We start from the raw sequence: 16165 nt of genomic DNA on the forward strand, positions 1-16165 counted from the left end.
ATGCTGGGATTGGTCTGCACCGAAAGGCGCTGTGCAATGTTGCTGCATGCCTAGCCGTCCTGTTCTGGCGTGGGGTAGAGTGCCCCTTTGCGAACGAACCTCGCTTGTATCGGCAACGACTGCGGCACCATGTGAAGGGAGAAAATCGTTGAAGTGGATCAATGCGCTTGAACTGGGACAGTGGGCTGACACCCTCCAAGGTCGGGATAAGCTCCCCGAACTTGTGGAAGATTTGATATGGGCCACTGCCACAAGGGTGCACCGTCTTCGGTTCTTGCATGGCGATATGGGACAGGTTCGGGGCTTCGATGGATATCTCAACGTCGAGGCGAATTCGCCCTTTGTACCCAACGGAAAGTCGATTTGGGAATTTGGTACCAACGGCGCCGGCAAGGTCAAGGCTGAGGGTGATTATGCCAAGCGCACTGGAGAGGTCGATGTAGCCGTTCGGGCTGAGTGCACGTTGGTCATCATCTCGCCTAGGACTTGGGATACGCCGAAGGTCAAAGTTGAGGATTGGCTTGACGAAAAAAATGCGCTCAATGAGTGGAAGCGGGTCGTTTACCTTGACGGGCCTCTACTGGAAGGTTGGCTCGCGCAGAGTCCGGCGGTAGCCTCGCGCTGGGCGCGAAATGCTTTCAAGCGCGCCCCGCAGCGCGGCGTGCTCAGCACCGACGAGTTCTGGGAATTCTTTTCCCGTCGTTTTGACCCTGCATTGGTGGAAGACGTCCTACTCGCCGGACGCGAATCTCAGGCTGATCACTTACTGCGTACCCTTACCCAGGGGAGTGGACGATTGGCGTTTGCGGCTGACACCACGGATGAAGTTATCGCGTTTGCGGTTGCCGCGATCCGAAAGGCTCCTGAGCTGGTACGCAAACCGTTGGAGGCGCGCACACTTATTGTCGAGACGGAGGAGGCCGCTCGCTACTTGGTAAGTACCTGCAACCTGATCTATCTCCCCCGACTCGCAGCACGAAGCTGTGTCGGCCTACTGAAATCGTCGGGGCCAACCGTGATAAGTGCGGGGGCTGAAGATCGCAAGAACGAACATGTTGAGCTGGTGAGGCCGACCAGTGCACAGCTTGGCAAAGCGTTCACGGCCATGGGCATGTCTGAAGTCGAGGGCTATGAAGTGGCCCGAACCTGTGGTCGGAGCTTGGCGGTCTTGGCTAGACAGAAGCCAAGTGGTACTGCCGAGTTACCCACATGGGTGGGCGACGCCGACGCGTTGATACCTGCCATGCTGGCTGGCGCTTGGGTTTGCGATGTACAACACGACCAAGACATCCTCAGCGCCCTCAGCCAGAAATCCTATTACGATACCGAGGATGATCTCCTTCAGTTCCTTGTGATGCAGGATTCGCCTATCGAGCGTATCGACAACCTTTGGGCCACCAGAGCCCCTGTCGACGCATTTCTGCACTTGGCTCATCGGATTGGCCGTCGGCATCTGGCGCAGTTTAAAGCGGCGCTGATCGCCGTGTTCGAGACGGCTGCCGCCGCGCACAAACCGCCAAGTGCTGATCAACCGTTCATTCTCAGCAGTAAGCGGGATCAGGATAATTCGCACAGTGAGCAGCTCAGAAACGGGTTGATGACAACCTTGCTGCATATGGCAGTGCTCCACAGACACGCGAATTTCAACGTGGCTGGGTGTGATCCGCAGTCTTTTGTTGATGATCTGGTCAAGTCCATTCCTGGGCTGTCGAGTAACGTGACGCTGTTGGCCAGCCTGAACCAAAACCTTTCATTGCTCGCAGAGGCCTCACCTAAGTCTTTTCTAGAGGCCCTTGAGCGTCAGCTTGAGGGCGCTTCGCCCAGCATTTTGCCGATCTTCGATGAACACCCAGGCATGCTGACGCCAGTGACGTACCACTGCGGTCTGCTGTGGGCGCTGGAAGTAATTGCGTGGGATGCCACTTATTTTGAAAGAGCCGTGCTGGCTCTCGCCAAGCTTGCTGCAATCGACCCCGGCGGCAAATTGAGCAACCGGCCAATTAACAGTCTACGTGCAATCTTCCTCTCATGGTGCCCCGGTACCTCTGTAACGACTAGGCGCCGCTTAACAGCGCTGCAGTCCACCGTGAGCGCTGTGCCCGAGATCGCCTGGCCGCTTCTCGCCAGTTTGCTGCCGAGTTCGCAGGATACGAGCTCGGTAACCGAGAAGCCCAAGTTTCGGGAGTATGAGCAGCATCACGGTGAAACCCTTACGTATGGTCTGGTGTGGGAAAGTGAAGCCAAAATCATCGCGTTGGCGGTCGACGCAGCCGAAATGCTTCCAGAGCGCTGGATCACGCTGATTAATGCCCTGCCGAACTTCCAATCTGCTCCATTTGAGGTTGCGGTTGAGCGGCTGGCCGAGGTTTTGAGTTTGGTCAGCGCTGACGTTTGTGCGCAGATCTGGAAGGCGTTGAACCTCCAGATCAAGCAACACCAGAAGTATTCAAGTGCAGATTGGGCTATGACCAAGGAACGGATCGACTGTCTCTTGCCGCTGATCGAACGGTTTGCTCCCCAGGCGCTGGTCGATAAATTCACATGGCTGTTCGATGAGTGGATGCCGCCAGTGGATGGCATCGATGATGAAGGGGCAGATATTGAACAACTCGCTGAAAAAGCGCGTCTGCAGGCTCTGAGATCAGTATATGAAACCTTGGGCATCCAGGGAATTGTGCAACTCGCATCTCGAGCCCAGATTTCTCATTTCGTTATCTACTCCGCGTTGCGCCTTGAGCTGTCTTACGAGGAGCGCCTGGAACTGCTCACTGGCCTGCTTGCCGGCGATGCTCAGGATCTTGAACTTGCAGCCGGCGTAGTTCTGGCTGACGGGATCGCCCATTTCGAGGACAGCTGGAAGGAGGCGGCTCGTTCGGTACTCTTAAGCTGCGGTCTAGGAGTGGAGGTTATCGCAAGACTGCTGGAGCGTATCCCTGAGAGTGAACAGACATGGCGATATGTAGAGTCATTTGGCGATGAAGTCGGAAAGTCGTACTGGACGATAAAAACCCCTTATCCCCTCGAAGTCACTGTTGGCGAACTGTTTTTTGCGATGGGCAAATACCGGGAGGCAAGTCGGCCTTCTGCTGCATTGAGTGCTGCGTCGCGTCGACTGGACGATGTCCCAACAGAGCAGGTGGTGTCACTGCTCATGGACGGGGTCGCCGAACGAAACGGCAAGCCGGGAGCAATGTTAGGTACGAGCTTCTTCGATGTAGAAAAAATCATCAGAGAGTTGGCCGAGCGATCTGATACGACGCTGAGACAAATTGCGAATCTGGAGTTCGCTTACCTGCCCATCCTTCGCAAAGGGCCTCAGGCCTTGCACCAGATGCTGCTGAAAGACCCGAATTTCTTCATCAGTTTGGTGAGCATGGTGTTCAGGGCCAAAGGGGCAGCGCCAGCAGAGGTGTCGGCACTGCAAAAGAGCCAAGCCACGAATGCCTATCAGCTGCTGAAAAGCTTGAAAACTCTGCCAGGGCAGACTGGTGAAGAGGTCGATCAGGAGACGTTGTTGGCGTGGTGCCTTGAGCTTCGGCACTTGGCGGCGCAAGTGAATCGGGAAGACATTACCGATCAGCTAATCGGCCAAGTATTGGCGCACGCGCCATTGAGCTCCATCGATGGAGCGTGGCCACACGAAGCGGTTCGCCACGTCATCGAGGCACTCGCTTCTTCGCAAATTGAGCTAGGTGTCTGCATCGAAAGATCCAATATGCGTGGTGTTTTCTCTAAAGCGATTGGAGAGGGGGGCGACCAAGAGCGGGATCTGGCATATCAAGCACGAGCGTGGGCCCAGGCGTCAGTGGATTTTGTCCGTACTCACGCGATGCTCGAACAAATCGCACAGTCGTGGCTGCGCGACGCAGAACGTGCAGATACGATGGCAAAGCAGGACGCGTTGCGTTATTGATCATGACGGGGCGGAACTTAACACAGCTGAGTTGCAGCGCCTTGATACGATGTGGGCTTGAGATGTGATGAGTAGGGCGATACGGTAGGACGCCTCTGTCTCGGCTATTTACACTTTTTAAGCAGGTTCGAAACCTAGCGCCATATTCACTGCCCGTGAGGAGATGCGTTATGTTGAAGTCAATCGAAAAAGGCTACAAGGATATCAAAGGCACTGCCTCAGAGCTTCGCGACAACCGCGCGTTTGACCAGCTGGTGGAAATAGTGGGCCCTCAAGGAGCTCTGCAGGCCATCACACCCAAGCTAGCTGAGCGTGAGATCACCCCCCATCAATCTTCAAGAGGTACGTGGCCTGGTTAAGGCTTGCCTTGATAGCTAAATGAAAAGCAGTCCCGGATCCGGAGGCTGCCTTTAGCTCCCGCATGATTTTCCTGATCATCGTTTGCGGCACCTGATGTGCTGGCAGGGCCAGTGCTCGTTTCACCTCTATGAGTCTGGAGGTGGCCCGGAGATCGTAGCGGTAGAGAGTGCCATGAATATGCCATAATGCCGTTCCTTGGGCTTGCACCCTGTGCAAGTCGCTTGCTTGGACAATGAAAAAAATACTGAGGCATAGGACTGCACTGAATGACCCCCGCAACGTATACAGCGGTTTTGCCAATCGCCTTGTTATCAATTGTGTTCATACTAAAGCTCATAGCCTGCCGCCCTATAAGTCCACATGAATTTTGGCGGGCAGGGATGGAAATACCTGTCGACATATCGATTTTTGGTGTTTCTACATTAATAAGTTTTATTATGATTATCGGTAATGGAGGCGCGCTTTCTCAAGCAATGTGCCTCCTCTTGGTTTTTATGTTTTTTAAGATTCTTAGTATCATGATATGGCGGCTGTGTTTAGCTGCCGTAGAGCGCGGCGGTCTAGGTAAGCTGAGGCTGACGGGTGTAATTTTTGGTACGGGTCTTAATTTTTTTATAACTATCGTGATGGCTTTCTATTCTGTCGCGCTGCTAGTGAGTAAGCAAAATGGAATTTCTTAATTTTAAAGAAATTGCTGGGGTGGCTGGAGCTGTATCTGCACTGCTGGCAACAATTTCCGGATTTTTTATCTATAGCTTTAGTAGGAGTAAAACTAGGTATAACGAGCTAACGCATCGAGTTGAGCTTGAGGTTATGCGTAAATCTTTCGAAGAGAAGATATATAGTCTTACTGAGCGAATGCAGAAAAACCCTGATCGTTGGCGTGATGTCAATCATTTGGTTGTGGAAGGGAGTGTGGCCGGTGGTAAAGACAATGCAACACTGAAAGGCAGCGCTGGATCAGTCCTTAAACCATATCAATTCATTGAGGACTTGGGTATTGATTTAGCGGCGTTAAGAGTCGTCGAAAAACAGGTATTTGTTCTTACACCGTTCCACTCGATGTACGAGGAGACTTACAATACGATCAAGTCTGCGTGCGGGATGAACGACCTGGTGGCAGTGCGAGGCGATGAAGCATTCAAGGTAGGGAATATCTTGAAGCACATTATTGAGCAAATAATATGTTCGCCGTTCATAATTGCAAATATAAATGGGCGTAACCCAAATGTACATTATGAACTTGGAATTGCTCACGCGCTGGGGAAGAATATTTTGTTGGTTTCTGAAGGCGTCGACGAAATAGCCTTCGACTTACAAAGTGAACGGGTATTGATTTATAATAGCCAGAAAGATCTTTCTAATAAGGTGTATATTTATTACACTAAGCTCTTGAAAGGTAAGTAGAGATTTAGTTGGTTAGGGGGTTATAAATACTTGATTTTTCTCCGGCATAGCTGGTATCAATGATTTTTGCGTGAATCAGACTTGACGTTTCTGGAGCGTGGGCGGTCTCTGTGAAAAAATTACTACTTTGATGGTGATGTGCGCGAGGTTCAAGCACGAGCTTCGGCCTGCTGGAGTCGATTTGAACCAGGCGAGGTACCAGCCCCAAATCGGGTTCACCGTATGAATATTCAGGTTTGTGGCGGTTTTCTGCGGTGAACGCTTTGGACGTACAGCCCTGAGCCATTGTAAGTGCGTGATGATATAGAGACTTAGCTAGTATTAAGGTTATGGTTGTCAAAGCTGCTGTGTAGTAAATGCATGTTGCAATGACTCCCCAACTAATTTGGCATTGCGCTATCGAATTCATTAGGCTTACCTTCCCCCGTTGGGGTACGCTATAAGCACTTTTCGATCATCTGAGGATCATCCATGTCTCGCTTAGCAGAATTTCGTAAATTAGAGCAAACCTTGGCTGCTCAGCTCGCTGAGCTTGAGGCAATGAAGGGTAGCTCCGAGCTCAAGAAAGAAATTGAGTTTGAGGAAAAGCTTCGAGATTTGCTGAACAATTATGGCTTCAGCCTGCGCGACATCATCAACATTCTGGATCCTCAAGCCAATCGGCGTGCGGCCGCCCCAGCAGTAGCCGAAAAGGCACCGCGTCGTGCGCGCCAGGTTAAGCAGTATAAGAACCCAAATAACGGCGAAATCATCGAGACCAAGGGGGGCAATCACAAGCTGCTCAAGGAGTGGAAAGCTGAATACGGTTCTGATGTGGTGGAAGGCTGGCTTGCCCAGTAACACGCCTCACCGGTAGCTTGCTAAAGCCCCCTGATGGGGGCTTTTTCTATGGGTATACTGTCAGGTGATCCCAGATGGGTTTGCTACGCCAATCGTTTAGATTGCTCGCATCCAATCTAGGGCTCTACGGAAAACGGGGTACTCCTGATCAATTACCTCCGGTTGCCAATTCCTGATGTTGTCCTCCTGAGCGATTATTGCTGCCTCCCCCTTCTCTGTGATGTTTAAGGCATCCTCGATACATCCCATGGGCCATACCCAGGTTGTGTGATTTTTCATGGCCTCATGAGCAGCATTTGCGAGCGGTTGCCCATCGGAGTGCTTAGCAAAGGCGGCCCAGCAGTCAGCGGCTGATCCACTCTTTGATGTTTGAGGCATGCCATGGCCGCCGAGTTGAAAGCCTTCAGCTTGGCTAACGTTTTGAAGTACAGATTTGACGTTGGTCATCTCTTCGCAATCCTTCGGCAGCCAAGGGCCTCTGGCGTGCGTGAATGCAAAATCCAAGTCAGCGATCACGCCGCATTTGATGCCCATCGCTGTCAGTACAGAAAAGCCCTTGGGAATGGACGTGCAGCTACCTAGAGCAACAAAGCAAATACGTTCGAGCTCAGGCCGTACTCCATAGAGTTTTTCGTAGATGAGAGGCAGCAGCCTCTGATCGGTCTTGCCCTCGCAGAGAATCACCTTTTCGGCAAAATAGATCTCAGCAATGTTCCCAAGCTCAAAGAGAGTCCGAGATTGGGCTTGCGCCTCTGAGATGGCTTGCGCAACCGCTGCACCCATGGGGACGCGAACCTCCGAGCCGTGCTCTCGTGATCTGCGAACGATCACCGTATCTGGGGCGTTATCCCTGCTTACCATCAATGGCGAGTGCGTGGTGAACACCACTTGGTAGCCAGATTTTGAAAGCATCTGGAGCGCTTCCCGGAGGCCCCTGACACCTTGCGGGTGGAGAAAAATTTCGGGCTCGTCGATCAGTAGGAGTCGACGGGCAAGATCTTGATCGCGGGTTTTTCTAATGTCAGCCAGAAGCCGTATCAAAGCCATTTGGATCGCACGCTGTGCACCGCTACCTAGGGTGTCGAATCGCCGGGTTTGACCGGATATCTCATCGGTCACGTTTAAATCACCACTTTTGAAGAACTCCTTAACGTCGATAGATGGTACGTCCAGGTTCAGCAGCAAGCCAGGGAAGAAGCTGGAGAGGGCACTGTTGGCACTGTTATCAAAATCTGTCAGGAGAGGGGATCTATTCTCGCCGTCGGCGCCCAGGATGTTCCTGACCGCTGTGAGTGCGTCCTGTACTTCTTGGTGCGCGGTGAGGATAGGCGCCATGATTTCGTCCAGCAGTCCTCGAATTGTGCTGCCTGCTTTGCCTTTGCCTAAGTCCTCCTGGACATCGTCCATGGCGCGGATGTGCAACGCCTCAGGTAACAATGCCGAAATAGCCTGCGGCAGCCCCGTGGGATAGGAGCGCCAGGACGCAGGCAGGCCTTGCTCGTCTAGATTGGCGTCTGCCCAGACCTCCGAAATCGGCTTTGCTGAGCCTGATGCAGAAATCCTTATCCAAAGGTTTCCGCCGATGCAGTAGGGGGTAATAGCGGCTCGATGCTTGGCTTCAGGAATTTGTTCGATCAGTTCCTCAGTGATGCCAGATACGCATGCACTGATGATGATCGGCTGGCTGGGGTCGTTTGCATCTGTCTTTGCAAATGCCTTGGGCGCAAGCACCAACCTGATTGCGTCGAGGATCGTGGATTTCCCTGCATTGTTTTGACCAACCAGTGGGGTGAAATCACCCAGCGGCAAAAACACTTGATTGCAAGAGCGGAAGTTTTGGATGTGGATTTTGCTCAACGCGTGCATGGCGGGACTTCCCTGTGTGCGGTGGGGATGGCCTCTCAGCGTAGCTGGTGTGTGGCTATGCGCCACTATCTGGGCCGGTAGAGTCCAGTTGCACGAATGTTAGAAATGCCCAAAGACTGTTTGGTGCAATTGGTTCACGTTAGGCGACTGCACTCACGACTCTGCTGGCCAGTGAATGCATGTGAGCCGCCGACTATGCTCTGCCCATCGACGAGGTAGACGGTGCTGGAATCCGAGGAGTAATTATGAATGTTGGTGAGTTGATCGAAGAGTTGCGCAAGTACGACCCAACCTTACCGGTTCTGATTCCGCGATCCGATTGCTCTGCGTTGGAGGACGCTGTGGTGTGCTATGAAGACGTTGTGCGTGAAGGGAAAATCATGGGCTACGAGTCGCTCAGTTGGTTTGCGGGCGAGCCCGATGATCCTGGTGCCGAAAAGCAGCAAGTGGTTGTCATCGACTTCAGTTTGCCAATCCCAACGGGAGCGAATTGACCATGAAGCGAAGAGTTCTTGGCAAGGTCTTGATGCCGGATGACCCCATGTACACCGGAGCCGTGGAGGCTTTGAGGCGGTATCACGAAGCCGAAGCAGGAGGGGTGAAAGGTGCAGAACTGGATCGCTTGCGGCTGATTGCTAAGCATCAGTTTCAAGCGGTGACGGACTATCAGCTTGGAGCGCTCGGTGGGCCCACTCCTACAAGCAATTGATGAAGCCTCCAGCGGCCATAGCGGGGCGTCCCAGGAACCACTACAGCGCTTTCAACAACCGCTCCAGGGTCTGATGCTCCCACATCGATAGCAACGCAATCGGATCTGTCCGAGCGCCTGGATCGAAATCCCAACGCTGCTCGTCGGGGCTCACCGCTTGCTCGCAGTAATCCAGCTCATCGCAGTCGTTGTAAATCGTAATGCGCCATCCCTCGATGTCCACGAGGAAGTGGCAAGCGTAGACCTCATCCCAAGTCTGTTCGCCGACCTTGGCCATAATCCGGCGTCCGAGAATCACCTCACGGAGCACTTGGGAAACCTCCCGTGTCGTCAATTCGTTTTGGGGTCTCACTCGTTTTATGGGGATGGCCGATTGCGCCCCCAGTTCGATGAGATCTTTCGCGTGGCCATGAGCTACACGATCAAGAGTGTTCTGGTTCAAGAACTCCGGCCGGGTGCGACCCTGCTTGCGTTTCAGCGCCTCGGTAGCTGCATTCGGATCGTCTTTGTGGATCATTGCTTGTCTCTGGTTAGGACGCTTATTTGCTCAGAAGGGTGGATCTTCGAACAACCGAGGCGGCCTGGGCTTCTGGGCCGAGTATTCGGTGATTCATGAACGATCACGCAGAAAATGCTCCGAATTCCAGCTGCAGGCAAGCGGAGCGCGCAGGCGTGACGGATGGACGCCCGTAGGGCCGAGACGTCGGCGACGGCTCGGTTTACGACAGCCGGGCCCTTAGGGCACGCAGATCCTTTCATGAGAACCGCTCGGCGGCCATCAAGGTCGTAACTGGAAAGGTCGAACCGCAGAGATCCAATGCCAATATATCCCCATACTCCAGACGGTCGATATTTCGACGTCAAAGAGACGCTGTGGCGCTGCGCGAACCCAGGTCTCCTTGAAGCTACCAGGCAAGCGCTGGTGAGCGACCTCATGCGAGCTCGTCGCGCCGTTAAGCAAGCCAAAGCAGAAGACGACGCATCAGCACTGCAACGAGCCAGGGCAAGTGTCCATGCTGCCAAACTAGCGCTAGGGGAGCGCGGAGCTGCTTGGTGGACTGATGGCAGTCCGGACTACAACCGTCACAAGGTCACCAGCACCCCCTACGCGGAATGGTTCGCCTCGCAGACATCCTCCGGGTAGAGCACGGCTCAGCGAGCCGCGTCGTATTGAAACTGGCGCAAAGCTGAGCTACCGTCGTGGGACATATCGAACAGCCTGGGAGCATCTGATGACCATCATGCGTCGTGAAGAAGACTGGATCTAGATCCCCGCATCAGGGAACGCACGGCAGAGGAGGGTTGGCAGCATGTGTGATGCAGGCCCCTCCAAGAAGTGTTCCTGCCTGCTGACCTCGAAGCGCGTCGGGTTGACATGGACGACGCATGCACCGCGACCCAAGGCGCGAAGCGGAAGCTCCGCTGCTGGGTAAACGATTCCTGAAGTCCCAACCGACAGAAAAAAATCGCAATCCTCCACTGCTTCGAGGGCTTCCGTCCAAGCTGCCTCTGGCAGCAGCTCCCCAAACCAGACCACTCCAGGTCGAACATAGCTATCGCACGCGCTGCACCTTGGCGGCTCCACTCGATCCCCGCTTTCTGGAAGAGCTCCCGTGGGAAGGGCAGAGGTGTAGAGCAGTCCGCAGTCAATGCATCGGGGTGAGTGCAAGCTGCCATGCAGATGAATAACTGCCGAACTTCCAGCGCGCTCATGCAGATTGTCGACGTTCTGTGTAATTACGGTCAGCTTTGGCACATGCCTGACGAGTTCAGCGATTGCACGATGCGCGTCGTTAGGCTGGGCCAGATCTACTTTCCGCCGGCGCCACTCGTACCAGCCCCAACACAGACATGGGGTCTGAGCGATAAGCCTGGGAGGTTGCGAGTTGGGCAGGATCGAACCGCTCCCACAAGCCCGTCAACGCATCCCTAAAGGTCGGAATACCACTCTCGGCTGATGCGCCTGCTCCGGTGAACACCACTACATGTTTTGCATCGCGCAGACCGCATGCTGCAGCATCCATAGCCATGGTGTTTCTCCTGAAGGGCAAGCGTAATGGCGCGCCAAAGGTGGAAAAAAACCGCCAAAAGGCGGTTTAGGAGTGCGGCTCGAGGTCTCCGGCTGTTGTGAGCGAGCTTTGGGCGTGCTCATCAACAGGTCATTTCTTCAGCTGAGGGTTTGGTGCCGGACACATACCCCATAAGGCTATGTCAGGAAGCATATCCACCTCAAGTGCTGGCGAGTCTGACCAGGGCTCATCTGTCTCACTTGCATACCCAGCCCAGAGCCAGCAATGCGGCCGGGCCCCGTACTCCTTAACCTTCGGCATTCCAGTATTTGCGCACCGTGCTGTCCGCGACCCCGAGTTGCTCTGCGATGGCCTTCTTGTCCAAACCCAATGCTTTGAGCTCTCTGATGGCATCTGCATTTTTAGGTTGTTTGGGCTTACCTTGACGGCGCTTCAGGAGTTTCCCATCCGCAAACTGCTCAGTGACTAGCTCCCAGCCTCCGTTTGCTTCGAACTCTCTCGTGCGAATGACAGCATCCTCAAGCACTACTGACGGTTTCAAACCGGTCTGTGTTGCGATAGCTAACGCCACTACCGTAAGCAGATCGAGGCCCAGGTGCTCGGCTATCTCCTCAAGCTTTTCAAGCGTCGGATTGGCTCTAGCTTGCTCAAGCATGCCGACGTACGTGCGGTGAGTCGCTCCAGCTAGCTCTTCATAGCTCAAACCTTGATGAGCTCGCGCTCCGCGCAGAACCCCGGCGAGTGCTTCCTTAAGCTGCATGGAGCTGTCCTCAAAACCGAGGATAGAGCCATGCATTGTGTGTTTCGATAAACTGAGTGTACTGATATTATCGTGCTATCCGGCATGCTTGAGCATCCAATCGGATGCTAATCGGCCCAAGGCTCAAGGGAAGGGGCTGAAGCACTGGGATGGTCTACTGACCCAAAAATCGAGAGCCGGTAGTCGAGCTGTGCGCTCTGCCGGATCATCGCGTTGGGGATGGAGCAGATGGTCGCGTCTGTGTTTAGGAACAGTTGATGCACCCATCAGACATCTTGGGAAGACGCACATGGACGAAGCTGCGAGAAGCTTCAACCCACGGGGAGCCAGAGATTCAATACTGCCTGGAATACCGAAAATTTTTTGACAGGAGTTAAATTTTGTATGTTTGTTGACTGCTTAAAAATGTCGGGCAACCTTGATGACATTCGTGTGTTCAAAAAAAACAGCGACGATGTTGAAGTCATCCTCAAAATTGATGGCGTGATAGTACCCAATATTGAAGTCCCAATGTCGCTGTTCGAGGAGCTGGATAGGGGTAAACACTATGAGCTCTATGGTATATACAAAAAGTCTAAAGATAAGACAAAAAATAAAGGAATCATTTACGCGATAAAGCCGCAGGATGGGAGCATACGGACTGTTACGAAGCTGCGATTTGGGGTGCCATTGATGATGTCTGTCAGCGCAGCCATCGCTGCTGTGTTGGCTTACATTCTGACGTGGGTTATAGCAATCCTACCCATGGCAAAAAGTGCTCCGAGTGTCAGCGAAGCTTTTGTAGAAATCCACCACCTAGCGTTATGTATTGGGGCTCTACCTGTCATATTCTTCGCCTTCTGCGCGTGGAATTTCCTCCGCAAGACTAGCAACCTCGCAGAGTGGCCAGCAACGGCACCGAGCGTGGTAGTAGAGCGGTTCAGCAAGCTTCACAAATAGTAGGAGGCCGGCTTGATCACCCGCCGTCCTCCCTGTATTCCGCCGCCGCACCATGGGTCGCCAGCGTACAGGCAAGCGGAGCGCGCAGGCGCGAGGATGGACGCCCGCAGGGACGAGACGCCTTCAAGGCGGCTCGTTTCACGACAGCCGACCCGCTAGGGCGCGCCCGATCACGGCCTTTTTTTGGAGCACTCATGAACAGAGACGCCAAGGACACCGTGTACTGCAGTATTCAGATGCCCATGGCCCAAGGCCGAGAGCTCCTTGAGCTGCTCGTAAAGCTCCGCACCTCAGGTGCCCACCCATCGCTCGAGTCGGTCTTCCAAGAAGCCGAGGGCGAACTGGAAATGTCCATTGAGTTCGTTGAGCGCCTGCTCGCCGGCGAGGGCTGGCCTGGTGGGAAGCTACACTAGGGATCGATGCAATGGCCACTGACGATAATCTGAACATTCGCGAGAAGGTATGGCGGAAAGCACTGTGGGCGCTCGCAGACCTCATTCCGGGTGATTCACGCGCCACTGACCCCTTAGATATTCTCGATGACATCGACCGACACGACTTACGTAGCCAATTCCCCTCGGTTCCGGCCACTGAGCGACCAGGCGGTATCCTAATTGTGCGTGATGCGGACATCCCCCAACCTTGGAGAGAGCGTTTTCAGTGTGCGAGCAGAGGCTCAACAAGAGTGATTGAAGGCGCGTATTACCATGACTGGGAGAAGTTTATGCGCGAGTGGAAGGTCGAGATTATGCATCTTGAGGCCCACCGAAGGTTTTCTAAAAGATACTGAATGAATCAGGAAGTCCACTGAGGAAGCTTCCTGATTGCAGAAAAGTTTTTTTGAGACGAACGGAAAACAGTTCGGGAATAGACCGCGTATACGCCTGTTCGCTTCAGGGCTTAGCTCCCTGCATTAGACGTTGTAATACATATGGAGCGTAATTATTAAATTGGTGCTCGTTCATAAGTCCTGAGTTTGCTTCGGTTTCCGATACATAATTAATTTTCCACGCGCCCACGTATGGTTGCGACGCTAGTCCTGTTACTTTCTCCGAAAAAATATTAAATTCTTGGTCGGTCAGCGTCGCGGCATAGACAAGGATAAGCGTCCGCCCGCTTGGGTGAAGCAGTCGCAATGGCCCCATCGAGTCATAGAGAGACATGTCTCCTATAACGTCAATGATTCGATTGTCGTTATATTTTCCGTTCCACAATATCGCAAACCTGTGGCGGCCATCAGCATCCACCTTCACATAGTCTCGGTCAGGGAAGGAGTTCGTGCTCATGATTGTGAACGCCCCCTCGTCGCGATCATTACGCGGTTCTTCGTGTTCTATCTTCAGTGTTCGTGTGCAGATCATGCCAACCTCCATGTGATAGTTATCAACTTCGTCAAAGCCCTGGGAGCGTGGTACAGAGCACCGAGAACATTGACTTTTAAATATCGTTGACATACTCGGCTGCCCACACTCTGCGTATAAGAAACTGGAGGATGCAATGGCTGCATCTTAATGATGAGGTGCGTCGCCGAATAGATAGAGCATCCTAATACCCCAGTATCATCGCGTCGAGGGAAAATCTCGCCAGGCATCCAACTCCTCGTCGAACAGATCCGGCCCCTCTTTCAACTGGTCGGACACAGATTCCGATTCCTCGGTGGGCGGAGGCCCGAAAACATTTTCAGGCGACCACTCATCATTGAAAAGGAACATGTCAGGCGTAAATTCCACAAGCCCGATCTCATTGTTGTCCAAGATATCCCGAACGTATTTCCTGAAAATCCTGCCCCCATCAAGCCCATTGCCAGCATCGGTGTCCTTGATAAACAGCGTCGTCCATTCGTCATACATCACTTCGGCTGCAAGCTTTTCCCAGGTAAGGCTGAACAGCATATAGTTTTCCCCGACTAATACGCTGTCGTAGACAATCACAAGCATCCCTTTGGATGCATTCAGCAGCTTTACTGGAGAAAGGATTGTCAGAAGGATCGATTTCTCGATCAAATCAATTAACCTGGTATCAGGATTCCCTTCCCAAAGCACAGCGAATTTCTGGAGCATCCAATCATCAAGTGGGACGCACTCAGGGCTGAACAACTGCAGAAGAGAAAAAATAGTATAAGCTCCCTCATCATCTGCATTGTGGGGTTGCTCATGCTCGGTATAAAGCAGGCGGGAATAGATCATCATGAACACCATCTTGTCGAAGGAGTTGTGAGGTATCTTTTATCAAACTGCGATACGAAACATCGTTTGTGCGTTTAGAGAGAGTATTGCGCATCAGGCAAGTTACGCAACGGCTTTACGTAATTCTGCGCCATAAGGTAGGCGGAGTGCCTTATGTTGGAAGTCAATGATACCGTCGAGCACATCTGGGAAAGACCAATTGGTTGAGGGGCGAAGGATTGGCGAATATCTACGTGAAGGGCATGGTACTCCCAATAATCCCCGTGGAGTACCTCGTCAGCGCAGTCATGGAGAACCGGTGTCTTATACCGCTCAATCCCCAAGCTATTCGACTCAAGCACTTCCTTGACGGCAGACCAGAACAGGTAATCGGAACGGCCCGTATAAGCTTCATGCTCACATGAGAAATCGACCTCCAGGCGTCGATTGAGCTCCAGTTCTTTGATTGGCTCCCACAGAGCCTCGATAGCTGGGAAGGTAGAACTCGCGACCTCGTCGCTCAAGAAAATACGAAGCACGTCTTTGTGGACGGCCACCAGCTTCACTCCGGACATCGCGCCATGGATGTGTGCCTGTTCGAGTGTCTCGATGGCGAACCTGTCCTCTAGGGGCTGGTTGTAGAGGACGGCGAAGCGCTGTTTGGAGGCGTTTTTCATCAAATCAAGATTGGGCGTTTTCCACTGCAGAGCGCTGAGCACAACGTAGTGGGAGCCGCCATCGACAGCTACTGGGGCGCCTTCCGGGTGGAACAGGGCTGAGAATCTCATGGTCATCTCTCTCCAGGTAAGTAGTAGGAAATGAAGACCATGGTCTGGGAGTGGTCAAGGGGAACCCAGAAAAATATTTTTAAAATTATCTTTTATAATCAGTATCTTAGTAGCATACCCTTACTTGCTGGCAGGTATTCCTGCTGCCAGTGATTTCGGCTGTCGCACACGATGCACAGGTACCGCTCTAGCTAAACTACCCACTTGGCGGTTGGATAGACGGGGATGTGAAGCAAGCGGATAGCGCAGGCACGAGGATGTGAACCCGAAGGGCGGAGACGCCGAAAGGTGACTCGGTTCAGGCCAGCCGGCCCGGGAGGACGAGCTATTTGAAGATGAAGGCTGTGCAGGTTTGCATGCGATCCCCAAATCGAACATCTACCCATCG

The 16165-nt window shown here is 53.1% G+C and carries 17 protein-coding genes and 1 pseudogene; 11 read left to right on the top strand and 7 right to left on the bottom strand.

All coding sequences use genetic code 11. The features are described from left to right. The first annotated feature begins 148 nt into the window (after positions 1–148). From FHW75_RS12590 to FHW75_RS12610, 5 genes are all read left to right on the top strand, one after another. On the top strand, positions 149–3913 hold the full coding sequence (locus FHW75_RS12590; protein ID WP_183673801.1) for a hypothetical protein: 3765 nt from the start codon (positions 149–151) through the stop codon (positions 3911–3913). A 170-nt stretch (positions 3914–4083) separates the two neighbouring features. Beyond that, the gene (locus FHW75_RS12595; RefSeq protein ID WP_183673803.1) at positions 4084–4272 is read left to right on the top strand and encodes a hypothetical protein; all 189 of its coding nucleotides are present in this window, start codon (positions 4084–4086) and stop codon (positions 4270–4272) included. 267 nt (positions 4273–4539) lie between these two features. Next, the gene (locus FHW75_RS12600) at positions 4540–4953 is read left to right on the top strand and encodes a hypothetical protein (protein WP_183673805.1); all 414 of its coding nucleotides are present in this window, start codon (positions 4540–4542) and stop codon (positions 4951–4953) included. Then, complete coding sequence (locus tag FHW75_RS12605; RefSeq protein ID WP_183673807.1) at positions 4940–5680, top strand: hypothetical protein; 741 nt, start codon at positions 4940–4942, stop codon at positions 5678–5680. Before FHW75_RS12600 ends, FHW75_RS12605 begins: the two co-directional genes overlap by 14 nt. A 471-nt stretch (positions 5681–6151) precedes the next feature. Then, a complete protein-coding gene (locus FHW75_RS12610) occupies positions 6152–6520 on the top strand; it encodes a histone-like nucleoid-structuring protein, MvaT/MvaU family (protein ID WP_183673809.1) in 369 nt (122 codons plus the stop codon). A 96-nt stretch (positions 6521–6616) separates the two neighbouring features. Here the strand turns inward: FHW75_RS12610 and FHW75_RS12615 are convergent, their stop codons facing one another. Further along, the gene (locus tag FHW75_RS12615) at positions 6617–8386 is read right to left on the bottom strand and encodes an ATP-dependent endonuclease (protein WP_183673811.1); all 1770 of its coding nucleotides are present in this window, start codon (positions 8384–8386) and stop codon (positions 6617–6619) included. Between the two features lie 245 nt (positions 8387–8631). Here FHW75_RS12615 and FHW75_RS12620 point away from each other — a divergent pair, with 245 nt between their 5' ends. Together FHW75_RS12620 and FHW75_RS12625 are read left to right on the top strand one after the other, a co-directional pair. Next, the gene (locus FHW75_RS12620) at positions 8632–8880 is read left to right on the top strand and encodes a hypothetical protein (protein ID WP_183673813.1); all 249 of its coding nucleotides are present in this window, start codon (positions 8632–8634) and stop codon (positions 8878–8880) included. 2 nt (positions 8881–8882) lie between these two features. Next, positions 8883–9095, top strand: a complete 213-nt coding sequence (locus tag FHW75_RS12625) for a hypothetical protein (RefSeq protein ID WP_183673815.1) — start codon at positions 8883–8885, stop codon at positions 9093–9095. Between the two features lie 40 nt (positions 9096–9135). Here the strand turns inward: FHW75_RS12625 and FHW75_RS26995 are convergent, their stop codons facing one another. After that, a complete protein-coding gene (locus FHW75_RS26995) occupies positions 9136–9612 on the bottom strand; it encodes a hypothetical protein (RefSeq protein ID WP_311649516.1) in 477 nt (158 codons plus the stop codon). A gap of 300 nt (positions 9613–9912) precedes the next feature. On the opposite strand from FHW75_RS26995, the gene FHW75_RS26800 reads away from it, so the two are divergent. After that, positions 9913–10239: a hypothetical protein gene (locus tag FHW75_RS26800; RefSeq protein ID WP_260308770.1), complete on the top strand. Its 327-nt coding sequence runs from the start codon at positions 9913–9915 to the stop codon at positions 10237–10239. 120 nt (positions 10240–10359) lie between these two features. Here the strand turns inward: FHW75_RS26800 and FHW75_RS12635 are convergent. Both FHW75_RS12635 and FHW75_RS12645 read right to left on the bottom strand, forming a co-directional pair. Beyond that, positions 10360–11125 (bottom strand): annotated as a pseudogene (locus FHW75_RS12635) (SIR2 family NAD-dependent protein deacylase). Between the two features lie 286 nt (positions 11126–11411). Continuing rightward, a complete protein-coding gene (locus FHW75_RS12645) occupies positions 11412–11885 on the bottom strand; it encodes a helix-turn-helix domain-containing protein (protein WP_183673817.1) in 474 nt (157 codons plus the stop codon). Between the two features lie 384 nt (positions 11886–12269). On the opposite strand from FHW75_RS12645, the gene FHW75_RS12650 reads away from it, so the two are divergent. The 3 genes from FHW75_RS12650 (at position 12270) to FHW75_RS12660 (ending at position 13614) form a co-directional block, all read left to right on the top strand. Then, positions 12270–12824, top strand: a complete 555-nt coding sequence (locus FHW75_RS12650) for a hypothetical protein (protein ID WP_183673819.1) — start codon at positions 12270–12272, stop codon at positions 12822–12824. A 194-nt stretch (positions 12825–13018) separates the two neighbouring features. Continuing rightward, positions 13019–13237, top strand: coding sequence for a hypothetical protein (locus FHW75_RS12655; RefSeq protein ID WP_183673822.1), 219 nt, complete (start codon positions 13019–13021; stop codon positions 13235–13237). 11 nt (positions 13238–13248) lie between these two features. Next, the gene (locus FHW75_RS12660) at positions 13249–13614 is read left to right on the top strand and encodes a hypothetical protein (RefSeq protein WP_183673824.1); all 366 of its coding nucleotides are present in this window, start codon (positions 13249–13251) and stop codon (positions 13612–13614) included. 103 nt (positions 13615–13717) lie between these two features. Here the strand turns inward: FHW75_RS12660 and FHW75_RS12665 are convergent, their stop codons facing one another. From FHW75_RS12665 to FHW75_RS12675, 3 genes are all read right to left on the bottom strand, one after another. Then, positions 13718–14185, bottom strand: coding sequence for a hypothetical protein (locus FHW75_RS12665; protein WP_183673826.1), 468 nt, complete (start codon positions 14183–14185; stop codon positions 13718–13720). Positions 14186–14383: 198 nt separating this feature from the next. Next, entirely contained in the window at positions 14384–15013 is a 630-nt protein-coding gene (locus FHW75_RS12670; protein WP_260308771.1) for a hypothetical protein, read from the bottom strand. A 71-nt stretch (positions 15014–15084) separates the two neighbouring features. After that, a complete protein-coding gene (locus FHW75_RS12675) occupies positions 15085–15783 on the bottom strand; it encodes a hypothetical protein (protein WP_183673828.1) in 699 nt (232 codons plus the stop codon). Between the last annotated feature and the right edge of the window lie 382 nt (positions 15784–16165).

It is taken from the genome of Pseudomonas sp. OG7, from assembly GCF_014192825.1.
In the GTDB taxonomy this organism is placed as follows: Bacteria; Pseudomonadota; Gammaproteobacteria; order Pseudomonadales; family Pseudomonadaceae; genus Aquipseudomonas; species Aquipseudomonas monteilii.

What these genes read in the sequence shown, in the direction of transcription:
- FHW75_RS12615 (WP_183673811.1), bottom strand. Translation starts at nt 8,386, where the DNA reads ATGCACGCGTTGAGCAAAATCCACATCCAAAACTTCCGCTCTTGCAAT.
- FHW75_RS12655 (WP_183673822.1), top strand. Translation starts at nt 13,019, where the DNA reads ATGAACAGAGACGCCAAGGACACCGTGTACTGCAGTATTCAGATGCCC.
- FHW75_RS12620 (WP_183673813.1), top strand. Translation starts at nt 8,632, where the DNA reads ATGAATGTTGGTGAGTTGATCGAAGAGTTGCGCAAGTACGACCCAACC.
- FHW75_RS12670 (WP_260308771.1), bottom strand. Translation starts at nt 15,013, where the DNA reads ATGATGATCTATTCCCGCCTGCTTTATACCGAGCATGAGCAACCCCAC.
- FHW75_RS12625 (WP_183673815.1), top strand. Translation starts at nt 8,883, where the DNA reads ATGAAGCGAAGAGTTCTTGGCAAGGTCTTGATGCCGGATGACCCCATG.
- FHW75_RS12645 (WP_183673817.1), bottom strand. Translation starts at nt 11,885, where the DNA reads ATGCAGCTTAAGGAAGCACTCGCCGGGGTTCTGCGCGGAGCGCGAGCT.
- FHW75_RS12660 (WP_183673824.1), top strand. Translation starts at nt 13,249, where the DNA reads ATGGCCACTGACGATAATCTGAACATTCGCGAGAAGGTATGGCGGAAA.
- FHW75_RS12650 (WP_183673819.1), top strand. Translation starts at nt 12,270, where the DNA reads ATGTTTGTTGACTGCTTAAAAATGTCGGGCAACCTTGATGACATTCGT.
- FHW75_RS12665 (WP_183673826.1), bottom strand. Translation starts at nt 14,185, where the DNA reads ATGATCTGCACACGAACACTGAAGATAGAACACGAAGAACCGCGTAAT.
- FHW75_RS12595 (WP_183673803.1), top strand. Translation starts at nt 4,084, where the DNA reads ATGTTGAAGTCAATCGAAAAAGGCTACAAGGATATCAAAGGCACTGCC.
- FHW75_RS12600 (WP_183673805.1), top strand. Translation starts at nt 4,540, where the DNA reads ATGACCCCCGCAACGTATACAGCGGTTTTGCCAATCGCCTTGTTATCA.
- FHW75_RS26800 (WP_260308770.1), top strand. Translation starts at nt 9,913, where the DNA reads ATGCCAATATATCCCCATACTCCAGACGGTCGATATTTCGACGTCAAA.
- FHW75_RS26995 (WP_311649516.1), bottom strand. Translation starts at nt 9,612, where the DNA reads ATGATCCACAAAGACGATCCGAATGCAGCTACCGAGGCGCTGAAACGC.
- FHW75_RS12605 (WP_183673807.1), top strand. Translation starts at nt 4,940, where the DNA reads ATGGAATTTCTTAATTTTAAAGAAATTGCTGGGGTGGCTGGAGCTGTA.
- FHW75_RS12675 (WP_183673828.1), bottom strand. Translation starts at nt 15,783, where the DNA reads ATGACCATGAGATTCTCAGCCCTGTTCCACCCGGAAGGCGCCCCAGTA.
- FHW75_RS12610 (WP_183673809.1), top strand. Translation starts at nt 6,152, where the DNA reads ATGTCTCGCTTAGCAGAATTTCGTAAATTAGAGCAAACCTTGGCTGCT.